The 20,200-nt window shown below is 62.1% G+C and carries 15 protein-coding genes and 2 tRNA genes; 15 read left to right on the forward strand and 2 right to left on the reverse strand.

Features of this window, described 5'->3' with window-relative positions:
* Nucleotides 1-45: 45 nt before the first annotated feature.
* From GOX53_RS07870 to GOX53_RS07905, 8 genes are all read left to right on the forward strand, one after another.
* Nucleotides 46-1,578, forward strand: a complete 1,533-nt coding sequence (locus GOX53_RS07870; protein WP_171175092.1) for a benzoate-CoA ligase family protein — start codon at nt 46-48, stop codon at nt 1,576-1,578.
* Nucleotides 1,575-2,393: an alpha/beta fold hydrolase gene (locus GOX53_RS07875; RefSeq protein WP_171175094.1), complete on the forward strand. Its 819-nt coding sequence runs from the start codon at nt 1,575-1,577 to the stop codon at nt 2,391-2,393. Before GOX53_RS07870 ends, GOX53_RS07875 begins: the two co-directional genes overlap by 4 nt.
* 102 nt (nt 2,394-2,495) lie before the next feature.
* Nucleotides 2,496-2,837 carry a DUF309 domain-containing protein gene (locus tag GOX53_RS07880; RefSeq protein WP_254446502.1) on the forward strand — a complete coding sequence of 114 codons (342 nt, stop codon included), beginning with the start codon at nt 2,496-2,498 and terminating at the stop codon, nt 2,835-2,837.
* A 158-nt stretch (nt 2,838-2,995) separates the two neighbouring features.
* Nucleotides 2,996-4,657 (forward strand): 2,3-epoxybenzoyl-CoA dihydrolase, encoded by a 1,662-nt coding sequence (gene boxC / locus GOX53_RS07885; RefSeq protein WP_171175098.1) that lies wholly within the window; start codon nt 2,996-2,998, stop codon nt 4,655-4,657.
* A gap of 47 nt (nt 4,658-4,704) precedes the next feature.
* Nucleotides 4,705-6,156 (forward strand): benzoyl-CoA 2,3-epoxidase subunit BoxB, encoded by a 1,452-nt coding sequence (gene boxB / locus GOX53_RS07890; RefSeq protein WP_171175099.1) that lies wholly within the window; start codon nt 4,705-4,707, stop codon nt 6,154-6,156.
* A 118-nt stretch (nt 6,157-6,274) separates the two neighbouring features.
* A complete protein-coding gene (locus GOX53_RS07895) occupies nt 6,275-6,451 on the forward strand; it encodes a hypothetical protein (RefSeq protein WP_171175101.1) in 177 nt (58 codons plus the stop codon).
* Complete coding sequence (boxA, locus tag GOX53_RS07900) at nt 6,448-7,632, forward strand: benzoyl-CoA 2,3-epoxidase subunit BoxA (protein ID WP_171175103.1); 1,185 nt, start codon at nt 6,448-6,450, stop codon at nt 7,630-7,632. The genes GOX53_RS07895 and boxA overlap by 4 nt, the downstream gene beginning before the upstream one ends.
* Nucleotides 7,633-7,749: 117 nt before the next feature.
* Nucleotides 7,750-8,685, forward strand: coding sequence for a helix-turn-helix transcriptional regulator (locus tag GOX53_RS07905; RefSeq protein ID WP_171175104.1), 936 nt, complete (start codon nt 7,750-7,752; stop codon nt 8,683-8,685).
* 12 nt (nt 8,686-8,697) lie between these two features.
* Here the strand turns inward: GOX53_RS07905 and GOX53_RS07910 are convergent, their stop codons facing one another.
* Nucleotides 8,698-9,912, reverse strand: coding sequence for a DNA glycosylase AlkZ-like family protein (locus GOX53_RS07910; protein WP_171175105.1), 1,215 nt, complete (start codon nt 9,910-9,912; stop codon nt 8,698-8,700).
* Between the two features lie 2 nt (nt 9,913-9,914).
* Nucleotides 9,915-10,940: a LacI family DNA-binding transcriptional regulator gene (locus tag GOX53_RS07915; RefSeq protein WP_171175106.1), complete on the reverse strand. Its 1,026-nt coding sequence runs from the start codon at nt 10,938-10,940 to the stop codon at nt 9,915-9,917.
* A 117-nt stretch (nt 10,941-11,057) separates the two neighbouring features.
* Here GOX53_RS07915 and GOX53_RS07920 point away from each other — a divergent pair.
* From GOX53_RS07920 to GOX53_RS07950, 7 genes are all read left to right on the forward strand, one after another.
* Nucleotides 11,058-11,134 (forward strand) — tRNA-Arg (locus GOX53_RS07920).
* 189 nt (nt 11,135-11,323) lie between these two features.
* Complete coding sequence (locus tag GOX53_RS07925; RefSeq protein ID WP_171175107.1) at nt 11,324-12,547, forward strand: 4Fe-4S double cluster binding domain-containing protein; 1,224 nt, start codon at nt 11,324-11,326, stop codon at nt 12,545-12,547.
* A 132-nt stretch (nt 12,548-12,679) separates the two neighbouring features.
* Complete coding sequence (locus tag GOX53_RS07930; RefSeq protein ID WP_171175108.1) at nt 12,680-13,933, forward strand: aminotransferase class V-fold PLP-dependent enzyme; 1,254 nt, start codon at nt 12,680-12,682, stop codon at nt 13,931-13,933.
* 77 nt (nt 13,934-14,010) lie between these two features.
* Nucleotides 14,011-14,086, forward strand: a tRNA-Val gene (locus tag GOX53_RS07935).
* 226 nt (nt 14,087-14,312) lie between these two features.
* A complete protein-coding gene (locus GOX53_RS07940; protein WP_171175109.1) occupies nt 14,313-15,842 on the forward strand; it encodes a trimethylamine methyltransferase family protein in 1,530 nt (509 codons plus the stop codon).
* A 30-nt stretch (nt 15,843-15,872) separates the two neighbouring features.
* A complete protein-coding gene (locus GOX53_RS07945; protein WP_171175110.1) occupies nt 15,873-18,344 on the forward strand; it encodes an FAD-dependent oxidoreductase in 2,472 nt (823 codons plus the stop codon).
* Nucleotides 18,345-18,464: 120 nt separating this feature from the next.
* Complete coding sequence (locus tag GOX53_RS07950; RefSeq protein ID WP_171175112.1) at nt 18,465-20,195, forward strand: thiamine pyrophosphate-binding protein; 1,731 nt, start codon at nt 18,465-18,467, stop codon at nt 20,193-20,195.
* Nucleotides 20,196-20,200 lie beyond the last annotated feature (5 nt).

Below are 20,200 nucleotides of genomic sequence, written 5' to 3' on the forward strand. Positions count from 1 at the left end.
CCGCCTGCGCGCTGCCCCCGGCCAATCACGCGGGGAGGTGACAGGATGAGCGGAAACGCCGCGCATTATTTCGTGGACCGGCATGTGGGCGAGGGACGCGGCCACCGGCGCGCGTTTCGCGAGGCTGGCGGGCAGAAACGGGTGCTGACCTATCGCGAGCTTTCCGAAACCTCCGCCTGCGTTGCTGATGCTCTGACCCGCGCGGGAGTACAAAGAGAGGCGCGCGCGGCCATGTTGGTGCTGGACCAGATCGAGTTCCCGCAGATCTTCTGGGGTTGCCTCAAGGCGGGCGTGGTGCCGGTTCCGATCAACACCCTGCTCGCCGCACCGGTCTATGAGGCGATCCTGAACGACAGCCGCGCCACCTGCCTGTTCGTGTCCGAGGAATTGTGGCCGGTGGTGCAGGCCGCTGCCCTAGCCTCGCCGCATCTGACCCGCATCGTGGTAATCGGCAGCGCCGCGAACGGCACGCAGAGCTTTGCCGAGTTCACGGAGGGAGCAACCCCGGTCGAGGCCGTCGAAACCTCGGACGATGATGTGGCGTTCTGGCTCTATTCCTCGGGCTCCACCGGGCAGCCCAAGGGCGTGCGCCATGTGCATGGCAGCCTCAAGGCCACCGCCGATACCTACGGCGCGCAGGTGTTGCAGATCCAGCCCGACGACGTGGTTTTCTCTGCCGCCAAACTGTTCTTTGCCTATGGGCTCGGCAACGCCATGACCTTTCCCATGTCGGTTGGCGCCGAGACGATCCTGTTCGACGGACGGCCCACCCCGGACGCCGCTATCGACATTATCGCCACCGAAAAGCCTACCGTGTTCTGCGGGGTACCGACGCTCTACGCCGCCACCGTTGCTCAACTCGAACAGCAGGGCGTGCCGGATGTGCCCCTGCGCCGCTGCATCTCGGCGGGCGAGGCGCTGCCGGAAGAGATCGGGCGGTCGTGGCAGAAATTGTGGGGCGTGGATATCCTGGACGGTGTCGGCTCGACCGAAATGCTGCACATCTTCCTGTCGAACGCGCCTGACGATGTGGCCTATGGCACCTCGGGTCGCCCGGTTCCGGGTTACGAGGTGCGGCTGGTCGATGAGGACGGCGCCGATGTGGACACCGGCAGCTTGGGTGAGATGCTGGTGCGCGGCGCCTCGGCAGCGGATGGTTACTGGAACAAACGCGACAAGAGCCGCGCCACCTTCGAGGGTGAATGGACCCGTACTGGCGATAAATACGAACAGACCGAAGACGGTCGCTATGTCTATTGCGGGCGCACGGACGACATGTTCAAGGTCTCGGGCATCTGGGTCTCGCCCTTCGAGGTCGAACAGGCGCTGGTCTCACACCCGGCGGTGCTTGAGGCGGCGGTGGTCGCCAATCGCGACGGCGACGGGCTGGAAAAACCCCGGGCCTATATCGTGCTGAAACAGGATGAGGCGGACGGGCTGGCGGATGAGCTGAGAGAGTTCGTCAAGGACAAGGTCGGCAAGTGGAAATACCCGCGCTGGATCGATTTCGTCGACGACCTGCCCAAGACCGCCACCGGCAAGATCCAGCGCTTCAAGCTGCGGGAGGGGGCGCAATGATCGACTGGAGTCTGACCCCGGTGCACCCGCTCGACGTGAACGAGGTAGCACTGGAATATGCCTGCCATGGCCCTCCGCCCTCACAGGCCCCAACGATCGTGCTGCTGCATGAGGGGCTGGGCTGTGTCGCGCTCTGGCGGGATTTTCCGGAGAAGCTGTCCGCCCGCACCGGGTTGGGCGTGTTGGTCTATTCCCGGCAGGGCTATGGCCAGTCCGATCTCGCAACCCTGCCCCGCCCGCTGGACTTCCAGACCCGGGAGGCGCTGGACGTGCTGCCCCATGTTCTGGATCAGGCCGGGATTGAGCGCTGTATCCTGTTCGGCCACTCCGACGGCGCCACCATTGCGGCGATCTATGCGGGTAGCGTTGAGGATCACCGGGTACGCGGCCTGATCCTGATGGCACCGCATTTCTTCACCGAAGAGATGGGTCTGGCCGAGATCGCACGGGCGCGCGACGCCTTCGAGGCCACCGATATGCGCGAGAAGCTGGCCCGATACCACCGCAACCCCGAGAACGCCTTTCGCGGCTGGAGCGACGTCTGGCTCGACCTCGTTTTCAAAGACTGGAACGTGGCCGAGGTGATCGACTACCTACGCGTCCCGGTTCTGGCCATTCAGGGGCGAGCCGATCAATACGGCACGCTGGCCCAGATCGAAGAGATCGAAACCCGCACCTATTGTCCGGTGGACACGGTCATCCTTGATTGCCGGCACGCTCCGCATCTTGAGGCGCCCGAGGCCACGCTGGATGCGGTGGCCGACTATTGCGCCCGGCTGCAGCGGATCGAGGCCGCCGAGGTCATCCCAGCCTGAGCCATGGGTATTGTCCTGCCTCCCCACGCCTACACGCCCGGACAAACGCCCCGGCATCCCGACCATGCTTTCGATGCCCTCCGCAGGACTGCCCGGCCCGGCATGAGTGCCTCTGAGCTGGCCGCGTCCGATGCCTGGCAGGCCGGGTGGGCGTTTTTCGATCAGGGCTTTTTCTGGGAGGCGCATGAAGCGTGGGAACCGGTCTGGATGAGCCTGCCGCCGAACTCTGCAGAGCGGCATCTTGTGCGGGCGGTGATCCAGTTTGCCAACGCCCGGCTCAAAGAGCGGATGCAGCGCCCACGCGCTACGAGGCGCCTGTGCGAGCTGGCGCGGGAATATCTGGCTGCGTGCGGGGCAGAGGATGAGGTGATGAGCGTTTCGCTGAGCGATTTGTTGGCACAGTTGGGCGCTCTGGAACGGCGACTCGCCGATGTTGCATCATAATGCATACTTCGGTGCCATGTGAATGGCACATTTTTGACTAATGTTTGCAACACTTTGAAAGAAAGCGAAAGTACATGTGCATTATTTTGCGTAATCCGCCTTGCCGCCCCCGTGGTTGCGCACTAAAATGCCCCTCAACGCAACCTGCGGAGTCCGGAATGCCTCAACGCATCGACTTTCAGACCGACCCCTCGAAATACCGTCACTGGCGGGTCGAGTATGATGGCGAGATCACCAATCTCTTCATGGATGTGGACGAAAAGGGCGGGCTGTTTCCGGGCTATGAGCTGAAGCTGAACTCCTATGACCTTGGCGTCGATATCGAGCTGGCCGATGTCATCCAGCGGATGCGGTTCGAGCATCCCGAGGTCAAGGTGGTGGTGATGCAATCGGCCAAGGACCGGGTGTTTTGCGCCGGGGCCAATATCCGGATGCTGGGCGGCGCGAGCCATGCGCATAAAGTGAATTTCTGCAAATTCACCAACGAGACCCGCAATACCTATGAGGCGGCCGAGGCGGATTCCGGTCAGAAATACATCGCCGCTATCAAGGGCTCTTGCGCGGGCGGCGGATACGAGCTGGCGCTGGCCTGCAACCACATCATTCTGACCAATGACAGCACGTCCTCGGTGGCCCTGCCCGAGGTGCCTTTACTGGCCGTGCTGCCCGGCACTGGCGGGCTGACCCGGGTGACCGACAAACGCAAGGTGCGGCGCGATCTAGCGGATGTGTTCTGCTCGGTCGAAGAGGGCGTGCGCGGTCAGCGCGCGGTGGACTGGAAGCTGGTCGACGAGATCGCGCCGAACTCGAAATTCGATGAGGTGGTGCAGGAGCGCGCCCGCGCCTTTGCCGATGACTCGGCCAAGGCTTCGGGGTTGCAGGGCATCGAATTGACGCCACTGACCCGCAGCTTCGGCGCGGATGGCTCGGTCACCTATTCCACCTTAGAGGTTGGGATCGACCGCGACGGCGGCCGCGTGACGATTACCGTCAAAGGTCCCGAGGAAGACGCCCCGGCCGACACGGATACCTTGCAGGCACAGGGTGCTGACAGCTGGATGCTGCGACTGGCGCGGGAACTGGACGACGCCATCCTGCATCTGCGTCTGAACGAGCGTGAAACAGGGCTGATCGTGTTCCACACCCAGGGCGATCCCGGGCGCGTGCTGGCCCATGAGAAACTGCTGCTCGACAACCGCGATCACTGGCTGGCGAACGAGATCCTGCACTACTGGAAACGGGTGCTGAAACGTATCGACGTGACCTCGCGCAGTCTTGTGGCGCTGGTCGAGCATGGGTCGTGCTACGCGGGCGTTCTGGCTGAACTGCTGTGGGCTGTGGACCGGTCCTACATGATGCTGGAGGAGTTTGAGGGCGACAACCGCCCGCTCGCCGCCATCACCCTGAGTGAGGGCAATTTCGGAACCTATCCGATGAGCAACGATCTGAGCCGCCTCGCCACCCGGTTCTGGGCGGATACGGGTGAGGCCGACAAGCTGCGGGACCACATTGGCGAAGTAATCGAAGCGGATGAGGCCGAGGAACTGGGTCTGATCACCTATGCGTTCGACGATATCGACTGGAAGGATGAGGTGCGCATCTTCCTCGAAGAACGCGCCAGTTTCTCGCCCGACGCGATGACGGGGATGGAGGCAAACCTGCGCTTTGTGGGCCCTGAGACGATGGAAACCCGTATCTTTGGCCGCCTGACCGCCTGGCAGAACTGGATCTTTCAGCGCCCCAACGCGGTGGGCGAAGACGGCGCGCTGAAACGCTATGGCAGCGGTGTGCGCGGGAAATACGACATGGAACGTGTGTGAGGCGGTAGGATGGGGTTTCACCCCATCAGCCGCGGGGAAGGAATGAGATGCTCGACCTGATCAATGTAAGCTACGACACTCAGATCCCTAACAATGTGGGTCTAAGTCAGGACAAAAAGGTCTTGAAAGCGCTGGAGAAGTGGCATCCGGGCTATATCAACTGGTGGAATGACCTGATCCCGCAGAACTTTCAGGAAAGCATGGTCTACCTGCGCACTGCGGTCTCGGTGGACCCCAAGGGCTGGGCCAAGTTCGACTATGTGAAGATGCCGGAATACCGCTGGGGCGTGCTGCTGGCGCCGCAGGTCGAGGACCGGCGCATTCCCTGCGGCGAACATTATGGCGAGCCCGCCTGGCAAGAGGTGCCCGGCGAATACCGCAACATGCTTAAGCGGCTGATCGTCATTCAGGGCGATACCGAACCGGGCTCGGTTGAACAGCAGCGGTTCCTGGGCCTCACCGCGCCATCGCTTTACGACATGCGCAACCTGTTTCAGGTGAATGTCGAAGAGGGGCGGCACCTCTGGGCCATGGTCTATCTGCTACAGAAATACTTTGGCCGCGACGGGCGGGAAGAGGCCAACGAACTGCTGGTGCGCTCATCCGGGTCCGAGGAGGCGCCGCGCATGCTGGGCGCGTTCAACGAGGAAACACCGGACTGGCTGTCCTTCTTCATGTTCACCTATTTCACCGACCGCGATGGCAAGATGCAGCTTGAAAGCCTCGCGCAGTCCGGGTTCGACCCGCTGTCGCGCACCTGCCGCTTCATGCTGACCGAAGAGGCGCACCACATGTTTGTCGGCGAAACCGGAGTGGGCCGCACCATTCAGGCCACCTGCGAGGCGATGAACAAGGCCGGGATCGACGACCCTTATGACATCGACAAGGTGCGCGATCTGGGGGTGATCGACCTGCCCACGATCCAGAAAAAGCTGAACCTTCACTATACGCTGTCGCTGGATCTTTTCGGTTCCGAGGTATCGACCAACGCTGCCAACGCCTTCAACGCCGGGATCAAGGGCCGGTTCATGGAGATGCGGCTGAAGGATGATCACAAGCTTGAGGGCGACAGTTACGTCGTCCGTACCATCAAGGATGGCGGCATCGTGGCCGAGGACGTGCCCGCGCTGACCGCCATCAACATGCGCCTGCGCGATGACTACGTTAAGGATGCGGCAGGCGGTGTCGGACGCTGGAACAAGATCATCGAAAAGCTCGGCGTCGACTACCGGATGGAACTGCCGCATGAGGGGTTCCATCGCAAGATCGGCGTTTTTGCCAGTGTTAGTGTCGATCCGGACGGCAATATCCTCCCGAAGGAGGAATGGGAGGCCAAGGTCAAGGACTGGCTGCCCACCAAGGCCGACGGGGATTTCATCCAGTCGCTGATGCAGCCCTGCTTCGAGCCCGGCAAATACGCCAGTTGGATCGCGCCACCCAAGGTGGGTATCGACAATAAGCCTGGCGATTTCGAGTACGTGAAGCTGCATATGGCCTGAGGAAACCGCAGGCCGGGCAACAGGCACGGAAACATTTTGTGAGCGCAAAGTGGATTGACCGACTCATGATTTGTCCTGTTGGCTAGCGCCCGGCTTGTTCAGAAGGGGATGACCCGCAATGCAGATCGACAGATCCAAAGCCGAAACGCCGCGTCTTGAGGCGCTGGCCGGTGAAGTATCCGCATTGCACGGCCCCTGTGTCGGCTGCTCAGATTGTGTCGGGCTGTGTAAAGCTCTGATCGACACGCTGGTGCTGCCCGACGTGATCCTGACCAAGAAACGCGAGAGTTCATGAACCAGCCGCTCAAGCAGCACCTGATCGACCCGGAAATCTGCATTCGTTGCTACACCTGCGAGATGACCTGCCCCGAGGAGGCCATCGAGCATGACGACATGAACGTCGTGGTGGATGCGTCCAAGTGCAATTATTGCATGGATTGCATCCCGGTTTGCCCCACCGGCTCCATCGACAACTGGCGGGTGGTGGCCGAGCCCTATTCGCTGGGCGAGCAATACGAGTGGATGGAACTGCCCGAGCAAGAGGATATGCCCGGGGATGATGCCGGGCTCGAAGCGCTGGATGACAGCGTCGCAGCACTTCTGGCCGAGGCGCACAAGGGCGCGGGCGGCAAGGCCAAGGCACCTGCATCGGCGTCAAAACCGACGGTCAACCTCTACACGCTGGGCAAACCCGCCGAGGCGAAGGTCACCGGCAATTTCCGCCTGACTGCCGAGGACAGCGACAGTGATGTGCGCCACATCATCCTCGACCTCGGCGCGTTGCCTTTTCCGGTGCTTGAGGGGCAGAGCGTCGGCATCCTGCCGCCCGGCACGGGTGCGGACGGCAATCCGCACCTGCCCCGGCTCTATTCGGTCTCCAGCCCCCGCGACGGTGAGCGGCCCAACTTCAACAACCTGTCCCTGACAGTGAAGCGTGAGCCGCAGGGCCTGTGCTCGAACTATGTCTGCGATCTGAAACCCGGCGACACAGTGCAACTTACCGGGCCGTTTGGGGCGACATTTCTGCTGCCATCAGACCCTAATGCGCATCTTTTGATGATCTGCACCGGCACCGGCTCGGCCCCGTTCCGGGCATTCACCATGCGGCGGCAGCGCGAAAACCCGGCGCTGAGGGACTCGTTGACGCTGGTTTTCGGCGCGCGCAGACCCGAGGAGCTGCCCTATTTCGGGCCGCTGGGCAAAGTGCCGGACAGCTTCATGACCAAGCATTTCGCCTTTTCCCGGCAGGAGGGCGAACCCAAGCGATACGTGCAGGATCGGCTGCGCGAGGAGGCGGAGATCGTGGAAAACCTGCTGCAGGACCCGAATGGCCATATCTATATCTGCGGGCTCAAAGCCATGGAGCAGGGGGTCGAAGAGGCGCTCAAAGACATTGCCCGGGGGATCGGTTTGAACTGGCCGGAACTGCGCGACAAGATGCGCGAGGACGGGCGCTACCACGTCGAAACTTATTGACCGATCAATCCGCCCGAGATCCGGTGCACGATACTGCCGGACGCCCGGTAACGCATTGCGCCCTTCGCTCTGCCGTCGTAGAATTGAGCATTATTTTGCACAAATCTCACGGGCAATATGACCGAAATCACCAACTTCCGCGGCGAAAGCACCTCGCAGGATAGTTCAGACCGGGCCGAGGCCGCGGTCATGACCCTGATCGCGCGGGTGGGCGAGCGGGTGCGCGAGGCGCGGCAACGGCGTGGCATCCCGCGCCGGGTGCTGTCCGAGATGTCCGGCGTCTCACCGCGGTATCTGGCGCAGCTTGAGGCGGGTGAGGGGAATATCTCGATCGGTTTGTTGCAGCGCGTCGCCATCGCGCTCGATCACCGGATCGAATGGCTGGTGGGCGAGGATGACCCCTGGAACTCGGACGCACTGCGGGTGGCAGACATGTACCGTCTGGCCAATGCGGATGTGCAGCAGATGGTGCTGCGCGCGCTCAGCCCCGAACCGGATGAAGTGTTGCGGGCGCAGCGGATCTGCCTCGTGGGCCTGCGTGGCGCCGGCAAATCCACCCTTGGCGCGATGCTGGGGCGTGCGCTGGGCCTGCCCTTCGTCGAGTTGAACCACTGGATCGAGGAACAGGCCGGGATGCCCGTCAGCGAGGTCATGGCGCTCTATGGTCAGGAGGGTTACCGCAAGCTCGAGGCGCAGGCGGTAAGCCGGGTGATCGCGACGCATGAGTCGATGGTGTTGGCGGTTGCGGGCGGCATCGTGGCCGAGCCAGAGACCTACAACACGCTGCTCAGTCATTTCCACACCATCTGGCTGCGCGCCACCCCGGTCGAGCATATGGAGCGGGTCCGCGCGCAGGGGGATGAACGCCCGATGGCCGGAAACCCCGAAGCGATGGAGCAGCTCAAGTCGATCCTGACCAGCCGAGAAGCGCTCTATGGCAAGGCGTTGGCGCAACTGGATACGTCCGGGCAGCCGGTCGAAACCTCGCTGGCGCAGCTGAAACGGCTGGTCGAGGAACGCGGATTCGTAGACATGGGCCATTCCCGGCCTTGACCCGAATTCGCGCTACTTAGGCTCCCTCAGCCAATCCGGGGCAAACACCACCTTCTCCATTCCCGTAAAACGGCGCACCCGATCCAGCTCTGCCTCCAGCCGCTGCGCGCGCGCCTTCGACCATTTCACCCGCCGCTCAGGCCAGAGCGCGCGGATACGCAGCTCGCCACAGTCGCGATGGGCCTTCATGTCGATGCGACCAACCAGCCGGTCCCCTTCGAGCAGCGGAAAGACATAGTAGCCAAAGACCCGCTTGGGCTCGGGCACAAAAACCTCAATCCGGTAGTGAAACCCGAACAGCCGCTCGGCCCGGTTGCGGTCGCGCAAAGCCGGATCGAATGGGCTGAGCACGCGGATACGGCCCGGCGACGGCGGCGCGCTGGCCGCCTGTTCCAAGACATCCGGCCGCGCAAAGACCTTGCGCATGACACCACCCACGCATTCGATCTCGACCGGCACAATCACTCCCCGCGCCTCGGCCTGCGCACACCACGCCTTGGCCTCGGCGGGGCTGACCGTATCCCAGAACGCCGCCAATTCTCCGGACGTGGCAAAGCCCAACCGATCCAGCGCCGCGTTGCACAACCAGTCCACCGTGGCCTCGGCATCACAGGGCAGCGCTCCGGGGCACAGCCCGGCCTCGATCACCCGCTCGGTCAAGTCATAGCGTTTCTGAAACCCTTCGCGCCCGACCACCGTCAGCGCGCCCGACCGCCACAGGTATTCCAGCGCGGTCTTGGACGGGTGCCAGTCCCACCAGCCGCCCGACCCCTTTTTCTCATCCTTGCCCACATCCGATGAACAAACCGCGCCGTGATCGCGGATATGCTGCAGAACGGTTTCGAACTGCCTCTCGAACCCATCCCGGCGCCAGTTCCTCCAACGAGCGCGCAACAGCGCGGCATCGCGCTGAAACCGCAGATGCCAATGAGGATAGAAGGCCATCGGAATGACGGCGGCATCATGCGTCCAGTGTTCGAACAACGCCTGGTCGCGTTCATAGAGCCGCTTGAGGTTCCCGCCACGATAGGTGGGCCGCCGCGCATAGAGGATCATGTCATGCGCGCGCGCCACGGTGTTGATGCTGTCGAGCTGAACGAAGCCCAGCCGCTCGATCAACGCCAACAAGTCCGCACCCTTGGCCGGGCCTACCGGTTGCTCCGCCAACCCGTGCCGGTCCAGAAACAGCGCCCGTGCCGCGCGGTTGTCGAGCCGTGGGAGAGCCACCCCTAGCGCCGTTTCAGCGTTTCGCCATAGCTGATCTTGGGGGTGAGGGTGACGCGAGTATCGATCTCGGCCTCGGGGTTTTCAAGCTGCGTCGCGATGATCTCGGCCGCCTTGCGCCCGATTTCCAGACGGCAGGCATCCATCGTGGCCAGCTTGCGGGGCAGACCCTGCAACAGTTCGACATTGTTGAACCCAGCCAGCCCGATCTGCCCGGGCACGTCGATCCCCTGATCCAGCAGGTACAACAATCCGCCCGCCCCAATCATGTCGTTGGAATAGTAGAGGAAATCCAGCTCGGGCGAGCGCTCCAGCATCTCTTGCGTCATCTCACGACCCTTGGCCAGCGCCGAGCCGCCGGAATAGAACGCCCGGTCCTCGATCTCGACCCCGTTCTTGCCCAGCACCTCGGTGAACCCCTCGAACCGCTTCCGAGCCCGGTGGTCCAGCGGCATCTTGGTCCCCATGAAGCCGATATGGCGATAGCCGGCTTTCAGGATCGCCTGCGCCATCTCGCGCCCGGCGCGGCGGTGCGAGATGCCCACCATCGCGTCGACCGGCTTGCCGTCGGTATCCATGATCTCGACCACCGGAATGCCGGCCGAATCCAGCATTGCCCGCGCCGCATCCGTATGCTCCAGCCCCGCGATGATCACGCCCGAAGGCCGCCACGAGAGCATCTCGTACAGCACCTTTTCCTCTTTCTCGGGCAGATAGTCGGTGACGCCGACCACCGGCTGCAACTCGGTATCCTCGAGCACCTGATTGACGCCGGTCAGCACCTCGGGAAACACCATGTTCGACAGCGACGGAATGATCACCGCCACCAGGTTGACCCGGTTCGACGCCAGCGCGCCGGCGATCTTGTTGGGCACGTATCCCAGCTCTTTCGCTGCCGCCAGAACCCGGGTACGGGTGGCATCCGACACGTCCCCCCGGTTTCTCAGCACCCGGCTGACGGTCATTTCCGAAACGCCGGACGCTTCCGAGACGTCGCGAAGGGTAAGGGGCCGTTTTGTATCTGTAGTCACCTGGGTACCTGCGCCGTTTTTGATTTGCCCGATGCTAGCGCGAACACGGCAATTGGTTCAACTGCCGAGCAAAGCCGATGACAAGCCGGAAAAAGGTGGGTAGAGAGAGTCGCACGCGGCCCCGTGGCTCAACTGGATAGAGCAGCCCCCTCCTAAGGGGCAGGTTGCAGGTTCGAATCCTGCCGGGGTCGCCACTTGGGCCGAGCCATTTTATTCTGATCCCGAACAGTGCGGTGGTTTTTGGTGCTTTATCAACGGGATTGAAGGGTCTCCGTTTCATCCTTGTCCTCCGGTGAACGGAAATAGCCAGTAACCGGGCAGGACAACCTGGTTGAATGACACTCCGCATTTCTGTTCAGTGTAACCCGGGAGGACACCGCAGAATGACCTGGCCATCCAACACGGGCGTCAGCGATGCGCAGCGGCAGGACTGGCGCGACCGCTTCGGTGACAGCGATGCCGCGGCGGGGATTGAGGTGACTGAAGAGTTCGAGCCCTTTTCCCAGCGCAACGACATGTTCACCCGCGCCTTCTGGGACGAATCTGTACGCAACAAGCAGACGGATGCGTTTTTTGCCAGCTACCGGATGCAGGCCAGATACCGCAAGGGCGACGGGTTCAAGCAAAAGGACTTTGCCCTGCGCAACGCCAGTTGGCTGATTTCGGACATCATCACCAATCGCAGCGCTGACGAGGGGCGGCGCGAAGGGTTTCAGGCACCAATCGCATACGACACCCCTGTGGCCGAGGCACATATCGAGGTGGACGACCCCGCCCGCATGAGCGCCGAGATCAAGCGGCTGGCCAAGTTCTTCGGCGCCAATCTGGTGGGCATTACCGAGATGGACGAACGCTGGCTCTATTCGGCGCGTGTCGATGTACGCGACTATTCCGAGGCGGAAAACACGCTGCCCGAGGGTCTGAGCAGCGTCATCGTGCTGGGCCACCAGATGGATCAGGAGCTGGTGGCCACCTACCCCTCGGCTTTGGCCGGGGCGGCGACCGGGCGGGAATACTCGCATGAAGCTGCTATCGTCATCCAGCTCGCCGCCTACATCCGCAATCTGGGGTACGAGGCGGTGCCGTCGATGAATGATACCGGTCTGGTCATTCCCTATGCGGTCAAGGCCGGGCTGGGGGAATATGCCCGCAATCAGATGGTCATCACGCCCGAATACGGCCCGCGCCTGCGGTTTTCCAAGATCTTCACCAACCTGCCGCTGGATCACGACGCGCCCCGGCGGCTGGGGATCGAGGAGTTCTGCAACATCTGCACCCAATGCGCCGATGCCTGCCCGGTCAAGGCACTGCCTTTTGGCCCCAAGGAGGTCAGCGAGCCCACGGATGTCTCGGCGATCAAAGGCGTGCGCAAATGGACCTCGGACGCGCAAGCCTGTTTCGGGTATTGGGCCAAGCTGCAATCGGATTGCGCGATCTGTATGCGGGTCTGCCCGTTCAACCGCGATTTCTCGAACTGGCGCGACCGATGGTGGCTGAAACTGGCACTTTCGCGCTTCCGCAAGCTGGCGCTGTGGTTGGATACGCGGGGCAGCCGGGCCCAGCGGTTGAAACCCAAGGACTGGTGGCAAAAGCTGGCCGGTGGGTAGGCCTTTGTCATTGACGCCACTGTGTCTTTTGGTGTCGCAAACGATCTTGCCATGTGCCGCCGTGCTGGCCAATGCTGCCAACCGATGGCCATGGCCACCCAAGCCCGGACGCTCTGACAGGACCATAAGAATATGCTGCACGAAACTCCCGGCCTGATCGAGGCCATCCGCGACCGCTTTGCCCATGTGGATGCCTGCCCGTTCCATGGCCCGCGTATCTTTTTCGAGAACGCAGGCGGCGCGCTGACATTGAAATCGGTGGCCGAGACTTCGGCCAAGTTCGCCGCTATCCCCGACAATCAGGGGCGCGACAACACCGCCAGCCACGCTCTGGTCGATATCATCAACACCGCCAAGTCCGATCTGGCCACCTTCATGAACGCCTCATCCGGGCAGTTCTTTGTCGGCGAAAGCGGTACCGAGCTGCTGTTCCGCATGATCCGCACCGCCTGCGTGAACGCGCCCAAGGGGACCAAAGTGGTGGGCAGTTCGATCGAACACCCCGCCAGCCGCAGCGCCGCGCGGCGTTGGGCCGGGATTGCCGGGCTTGATTACGTGAACGTGCCGCACAGCAACGAGACCGGCACCGTCAGCGCCGAGGACTACCGCGCTTATGTGACGCCGGACACCACGGTCGCCACCATCCTGCACGCCTCGCCCGTGACCGGCATGGGCATGGACGTGGCCGCCATCGCGCAGACGATCCGCGAGGTCGCGCCCAATTGTTTCATCATCGTCGACGGCATCCAACATGCCGCCCACGGCCAGCTCGATCTCGACAGCTACGGCGCCGACGGCTATGCGATCTCGCCCTACAAGGTGTTCTCGCGTCACGGATACGGGGTGGCCTGGATCTCGGACCGGCTGACAGCGCTGCCGCATGACATGCTGATCGACGCACCCGCGACTGGCTGGGAATTCGGCACCCGCGACACCGGTTCCTATGCCACCATGTCCGACGTGATCGCCTATTTCGACTGGCTGGGGGGCGAGGTGTCCGAAGCCACCGACCGTCGCGCCCGGATCGAGGCCGCAGGCCGCGCCATCCACGCCTATGAGACACATCTGACCGATGCCATGATCAACGGCACCGGCAACCTGCCCGGGCTGCGGGATATGGAGCATGTGACGATCCTGTCCGGCGCCGACAATCCAGCGCGCGAGGGGCTGGTCTCGATCACGGTCGACGGCATGGCCTCGGCCGACGTGGTGACCCGGCTGAACGAACAGGGCATCCGCACCCATACCCGCAAGGCGGATCACTACAGCGGCAACGTGCTGGACCCTTTGGGCCTGAGTGACTGCATCCGAATCTCACTGTGTCATTACAACACTGAGCATGAGGTGGCGCAGCTGCTGGCGGTGCTCAAAAACATCAGGGGTTAGATCCGGCGCATTTTCGCACTCGGAATTCGCCTACCCCCCTTGCAAGGCAGCGCAGGCTTGGCTAAATCCCGCAACAGGGGTGATTAGCTCAGTTGGTAGAGCGCTTCGTTTACACCGAAGATGTCGGGAGTTCGAGTCTCTCATCACCCACCATTCACGCAGCAAACCCTGTTGCTCGATCAGACCGGACCGGTTGGGTGGGGCTACCGCAGCTACGTGATGATCACACGCTTCGCTGACTGACCAGCAGTCTTTGCAGTACCTTTGCAAATGCCCGTGCCATAGTCTGTGTCTATCCAAAAGATTGATATTTTCCCAGGTCAAAAGCCCGCTTCGCGGCGCTATTTTCAGGTATCCGTTTCAAGGGGAGGCATGAGACATGGCCCGACGCGCCCGAGCATCCCGCGCTCGTCAAACCGCCTCTGCGGCTGTGCCCGCGTCGCCCTATATCCGGCGCACGCTGCCATTTTTTGACCCGCTAAACGAAGAACAACTGCAAAAGATCGAAGCGCAGGTAGACTGGTTTCTTGAGGATGTCGGCATTGCGTTCCGCGATGACCCGGTGGCGCTGGGCATCTGGCGCCAGGCGGGGGTCACTCCGGGGGGCGAGAATGGCGATCTGATCCGGGCCGATGCGCAGTGGATCCGCGACCTCTGCGCCAAGGCGCCCACGCAATTCACCCAGCTTGCCCGCAACCCAGATCGGTCCGTCGTGATCGGCGGCACCAATCAGGTCTTTGCGCCGGTCTATGGCGCTCCGTTCGTTCGCGATCTCGTGGGCGGGCGCCGCTATGCGCTCTTTGACGACTTCGAAAAGCTGGTCAAGCTGGCCTACATGCATCCCAACCTGCATCACACCGGGTTGGTGATTGCGGAGCCCACCGACATTCCGGTCTCCAAGCGTCATCTGGACATGGTGTTTGCCCATATGACGCTCAACGACAAACCCCATCTGGGCGCCATCACCGAGATGAGCCGAGCGCAGGACAGCGTCGATATGGCCGAGATCCTGCACGGGCGCGAGGTGATGGAGCAAAACTGCGTCATCATGGGCAACGTCAACACCAACTCTCCGCTGCTGGTAGACAAGGTGGTGACCGAGGCGATCCGGGTCTATTGCGGGCGTGGGCAGGGAATCATCGTGTCGCCCTTCATCCTGAGCGGCGCCATGGGGCCGGTTTCGACCGCGGCCTCGGTCGCGCAGGCGATGGCCGAGGCGATGATGTGCTGTGCCTTTGCCCAGATCGTGCGCCCCGGCGCGCCTTTTGTGCTGGGTAACTTCCTGTCCTCGATGTCGCTGAAATCCGGCGCCCCGACCTTCGGGATGCCGGAACCGGTGATGTCGAACTATGTCGTCGGGCAACTGGCCCGCCGCGTGGGCCTGCCGCTGCGCTGCGGCGGGTCGCTGACGGCCTCGAAAATCGAGGACGCGCAGGCCGCGTATGAAAGCGCCGACTCCATGCACTCGACCATGCTGGCCGGGGCCAATTTCGTGCTGCAATCGGCAGGCTGGCTTGAGGGAGGGCTGTGCGCCGGATTCGAGAAGCTGATCATGGATGCGGACCGGCTGGGCGCCTACCAGAAGGTTCTGGATCAGGGGTTGGATACCAGCGACGAGGCTTTCGCCAGCGATGCCTATGCCGAGGTTGCGCCCGGCGGGCATTTCCTGGGCAGCGCGCACACGATGCGTAACTACCAGACCGCATTTTACGAGCCGGAACTCAGCGACAGCGAGAATGTCGAAAGCTGGGAGGAGGGTGGCTCCAAAGACATGCGCCGCCGCGCGTATGAGCGCTGGAACGGGATGCTGGAACGCTATGAGGCGCCGCCTATCGACCCAGCCAAAAAGGAAGAGTTGGCGGCCTATGTGGCCCGCCGCAAAGAGGAAATTCCGGACGCCTGGTACTGAACGTCCAAACAAGATCAAGAGGAAGGCCGCATGTCCGACAATCTCGCGCAATCGACGCTCAACATTCAGAAAGACGACAGCAGCCGCAACAAAGCGCTGCCTTCCCATGCGAAGGTCGTGGTTATCGGCGGCGGCGTTGTCGGGTGTTCGATCCTGTTTCATCTGGCCAAATTCGGATGGAAGGATGTGCTGCTGCTCGAGCGTGATGAGCTGACATCCGGTAGCTCGTGGCACGCGGCGGGGCAGATCCACACTATCAGCTCGGACCCGAATATCAGCCGCCTGCAGAGCTATACCATCTCTCTCTACAAGGAGATCGAGGAGCTTTCCGGCCAATCCGTGGGCCTGCACATGACTGGCGGCTTCTATCTGGCGTCAAACAAAACATGGTACGATTATCTAAAACGCGAACGCTCCAAGGCGCGCTACATGGGCCTGCATCAGGAATGGATCAGCCCCAAGGAGGTGGCCGAGCGGCACCCGCTGATCGATCCGAAACACTACTATGCCGCGCTGTGGGACGATCAGGATGGCGACCTGGACCCGTCGGGCACCACCTACGCCTTTGCCAAGGCCGCACGCCATTACGGGGCTCAGTATTTCACCCATACGCCGGCCACCGCGACCACCCAGCGTCCGGACGGTAGCTGGGATGTCACTACCCCGCGCGGAACGATCAATGCCGAGATCGTCGTGAACTGCGGCGGCCTGTGGGCGCGGGAAGTCGGTCACATGGGCGGGCTGAACATCCCCGTGCAGCCGATGGAGCATCACTATCTGATCACCGAGCGCATTGACGAGATCGCCAATGCGGGCCGCCGCCTGCCCTGCGGCATCGATTATGAGGCCAATATCTATTTCCGGCAGGAACGCGACGGGATGCTGCTGGGCACCTATGAACCGATCGGCACACCGTGGAAAGTGGACGGCACGCCGATGGATTTCGGCCATGAATTGCTGCAACCCAATCTGGACAACATCGCGGACCGGCTCGAGATGGCTTTTGAACGTGTGCCCGCGCTGGCCAATGCGGGCATCAAGGATGCGATCAACGGGCCCTTCACCTTTGGTCCCGACGGCAACCCGATGATCGGTCCGGTTCCCGGGATGACGAATTACTGGTGTGCCGTGGGCGTCATGGCCGGCTTCTGCCAGGGCGGCGGCGTGGGTCTGACCATGGCCGAGTGGATGATCGACGGTGAGCCCTCGATCGACGTCTGGGCCATGGATGTAGCCCGGTTCGGCAACTGGGCCTCACCCGACTGGGGCACAGTGAAATCGACCGAGAATTACGAGCGCCGCTTCGTGATGACCTTCCCGAACGAGACCCTGCCCAAAGGCCGCAAGCAGCAGACCACCGCGCTCTATGACCGGCTGACCGCCAAGGGCGCGCGGATGGGGCAATCTTTCGGCCTGGAACATGTATTGTGGTTCGCTGATGAACCCTCGGATGCGTGGGAGGACTCGACATTCGAGCGCAACCGTTCGTTTGGCTACGTGGCGCGTGAATGCAAAGCGGTGCGCGAGGCGGTGGGCGGGATCGAACTCGCCAACTTTGCCAAGCATGAGATCAAGGGCCCCGACGCGCGCGCGTGGTTGGACCGGACCATGGCCGGCTACATCCCGAAACCGGGCCGCATCACTCTGACGCCGATGCTGACGGAGAAAGGCCGCCTTTATGGCGATCTGACCGTAGCCTGCCTGGGGGAGAAACATTTCATGCTGTTCGGCTCGGGCGCGATGCAGGATGCGCACAGCCGCTTCTTTGCCCGCACCCTGCCCCAGGGTGTCAGCCACCAGAATCAGACCGGCGATTGGCATGGCATCGGCATCGCGGGCCCGAACTCCCGCGGGCTGTTGCAGCGCATCACCCGCGACGATGTCAGCGCAGAGGCGTTCAAGTTCCGCGACACCCGCCAGACCTATGTGGGTGGCGTGCCGGTGATCCTGAACCGGATCAGCTTTTCGGGCGAACTGGGCTATGAAATCTACTGTCGCCCGCAATACCTGATCCGCCTTTCCGAAGCGATCGAAGAGGCCGGGGCCGATCTGGGATACCGCTGGTACGGCAACCGCGCGCTGATGTCGCTGCGGCTGGAAAAGGCCTGGGGTGCGTGGGGTCTCGAGTTCCGCCCGGACTTCAACGCGGTGGAATCCGGCATGGACGCCTTCATCAACTGGAACAAGGAATTCACCGGCAAGGCTGCCACGCAACGGGCCAAGGACGAGGGCCCAGCCCGCAAGCTGATCACGCTAGTCATCGATACCGAGATCGACGTGACGCTGGACGAGGCAGTGATGAAGGACGGCGCGGCCATCGGATATATCACCTCGGGCGGCTACGCGCATCACGTGGGCAAGTCCATGGCGATGGCCTATGTTGCAGCCGAACACGCCACGGCAGGTGCGCAGGTACAGGTCGAGATTTTGGGTGAACTGTGCAACGCCGAAGTACAAGGCGCACCGGTCTACGACGCCGAAGGCATGCGTATGCGGGCCTGACCCCGGCGTCCGGCATTTGAAGGTGAAACGGGGGTATGGAAGACCCCCGGTTCCCTGAAACACCTTTTTTTGTTATTCTCCTCCAATTAAAGCTCAGTTTATTTTTTTGGAGTGCATTGAATGCGAGTGTACGAATCGGTCGTTGCCGCGCTCGAATCTATTGGTGTAGACGCTGCCTACGGCGGAGCGGGGGAAAATGCCGCTGGGCTGATGCTGGCACTGGACGCCTCGGAAAAAATCAGACCCGTAATCGCAAAAAATGAACAAGGCGCGGCCTTCATGGCCTGCGGCCACGCCATGTTTACCAATAAGCTGGGCGTGTGTTTTGCCACCGCGGGGCCGGGGGCGTTCAACCTGATTTCGGGCATGTGCGTGGCGCTCACCGACAGCTACCCTCTGTTGGCAATTAGCGGCTACTCGACCGTTGCCTGGCAGGGACGCGGCGGGCTGAACGAAACCTCGGGGCTGGCCCGAACGCCCGATTCCAGAATGATGTTTCGCGCGGTCACCAAAAAGGACCCGGCCACCGGCGAACCGGCCGATTTTCTGGTCACCGACCCGGACGACCTGATCGATACTCTGCAAAAGGCTATCAACGTCGCCTTCGAAGGACGGCCCGGACCGGTCCATGTGGCCGTGGCCGAGGATATCACCGACCCGAAAATCGAGGTGACGAACTTTCGGCCTTTGCAATTGCCCGAAACCGGTGTGATGCCCGACGCGGCAGAGCTGGACCGGGCGGCAGAATGCCTGACCGAGGCCATCGGAGCAGGTAAGACAATTGTCATGCTGGCGGGCTTTGGCGCGATCCGGGCCGGGGCCAACGAGCTTACCCGGACATTCATCGAACGGTTCCAGATCCCGCTGATCACGACGATGGACGGCAAAGGGGTCGTGGCCGAGGAAAACCCTTTGGCTATAGGGCTTTATTGTGATTCCGGGCACAAAGCAGCGTGGGAGTTGTTTTCGGATGCCGACGTGGTTCTCGCCGTCGGCAATTCCTTTGCCCAGCATGCCACGTTTGACTTTCACGATGGCCTCTTCGACGGCAAGACACTGATCCACGTCAACATCGACGCCGGTGAATTCGACAAGTTCTACAAGGCAGATCATGTGATTCTGGGCGATGCGAAACATGCCCTGCAGGGTCTTCTTGACCGTATGGACGCGCAGGTCGGCCCGGTGCCGGAACGTGACTATCGCCCCAAGGATTACGACGAGCGCTTCATCATTTCTCCACAAAAGAAACTGCATCCGGGCGAGATGGTGCAGAAGATCTCTCAGATGCTGCCTCCGGGCGGGATCGTTCTGACGGATGCCGGGGCGCATGCGGCCTGGACCGGGTATTATCTGGAGCTGAAAGAGGGTCAGAATTTCCGCAAACCCGGCACCTATGGGCCCATGGGGATCGGTGTCTGTGGCGCGATCGGGGCAAAGCTTGCCGAACCGCACCGGCCGGTCGTGGCCGCTGTTGGGGACGGTTCTTATCTGATGACCGGGTTCGAGCTGATGACGGCGGTGCAATACGACATTCCGGTCATCTGGGTGATCTTCAACGACCGGGAATTCAAGCTGATCAAGCTCTATCAGCTGTCCGCGTTTTTTGAGACCGGTCTGGCCGAGTTCGACAACCCGGATTACGCCGCCTATGCCCGCGCCTGCGGGGCCGAGGGGCACACTGTGGACCGGCTGGAAGACTTTGAAGAAGCGTTCCGCACCGCGCTCGCATGCGGAAAGCCCACATTGATTGACGCGCGAATTACACGTCTGGCGCTGCCCAACTACTCACCGCACCCCGAAGGGATTCTGGCGGCGGTGTGGTCCGGTGTGCGTGAGCGATTTGGATTGTGAAATGG

This window comes from Ruegeria sp. HKCCD8929, from assembly GCF_013031405.1.
Taxonomy (GTDB): Bacteria; Pseudomonadota; Alphaproteobacteria; order Rhodobacterales; family Rhodobacteraceae; genus Ruegeria.

Bases quoted from the DNA above. Each gene is read 5' to 3' on its own strand.
- GOX53_RS07895 (WP_171175101.1), top strand. From the start codon at position 6,275: ATGCAGATCGACAGATCCAAAGCCGAAACGCCGCGTCTTGAGGCGCTG.
- GOX53_RS07905 (WP_171175104.1), top strand. From the start codon at position 7,750: ATGACCGAAATCACCAACTTCCGCGGCGAAAGCACCTCGCAGGATAGT.
- GOX53_RS07930 (WP_171175108.1), top strand. From the start codon at position 12,680: ATGCTGCACGAAACTCCCGGCCTGATCGAGGCCATCCGCGACCGCTTT.
- GOX53_RS07880 (WP_254446502.1), top strand. From the start codon at position 2,496: ATGAGTGCCTCTGAGCTGGCCGCGTCCGATGCCTGGCAGGCCGGGTGG.
- GOX53_RS07870 (WP_171175092.1), top strand. From the start codon at position 46: ATGAGCGGAAACGCCGCGCATTATTTCGTGGACCGGCATGTGGGCGAG.
- GOX53_RS07940 (WP_171175109.1), top strand. From the start codon at position 14,313: ATGGCCCGACGCGCCCGAGCATCCCGCGCTCGTCAAACCGCCTCTGCG.
- GOX53_RS07875 (WP_171175094.1), top strand. From the start codon at position 1,575: ATGATCGACTGGAGTCTGACCCCGGTGCACCCGCTCGACGTGAACGAG.
- GOX53_RS07950 (WP_171175112.1), top strand. From the start codon at position 18,465: ATGCGAGTGTACGAATCGGTCGTTGCCGCGCTCGAATCTATTGGTGTA.
- boxC (WP_171175098.1), top strand. From the start codon at position 2,996: ATGCCTCAACGCATCGACTTTCAGACCGACCCCTCGAAATACCGTCAC.
- boxB (WP_171175099.1), top strand. From the start codon at position 4,705: ATGCTCGACCTGATCAATGTAAGCTACGACACTCAGATCCCTAACAAT.
- boxA (WP_171175103.1), top strand. From the start codon at position 6,448: ATGAACCAGCCGCTCAAGCAGCACCTGATCGACCCGGAAATCTGCATT.
- GOX53_RS07945 (WP_171175110.1), top strand. From the start codon at position 15,873: ATGTCCGACAATCTCGCGCAATCGACGCTCAACATTCAGAAAGACGAC.
- GOX53_RS07925 (WP_171175107.1), top strand. From the start codon at position 11,324: ATGACCTGGCCATCCAACACGGGCGTCAGCGATGCGCAGCGGCAGGAC.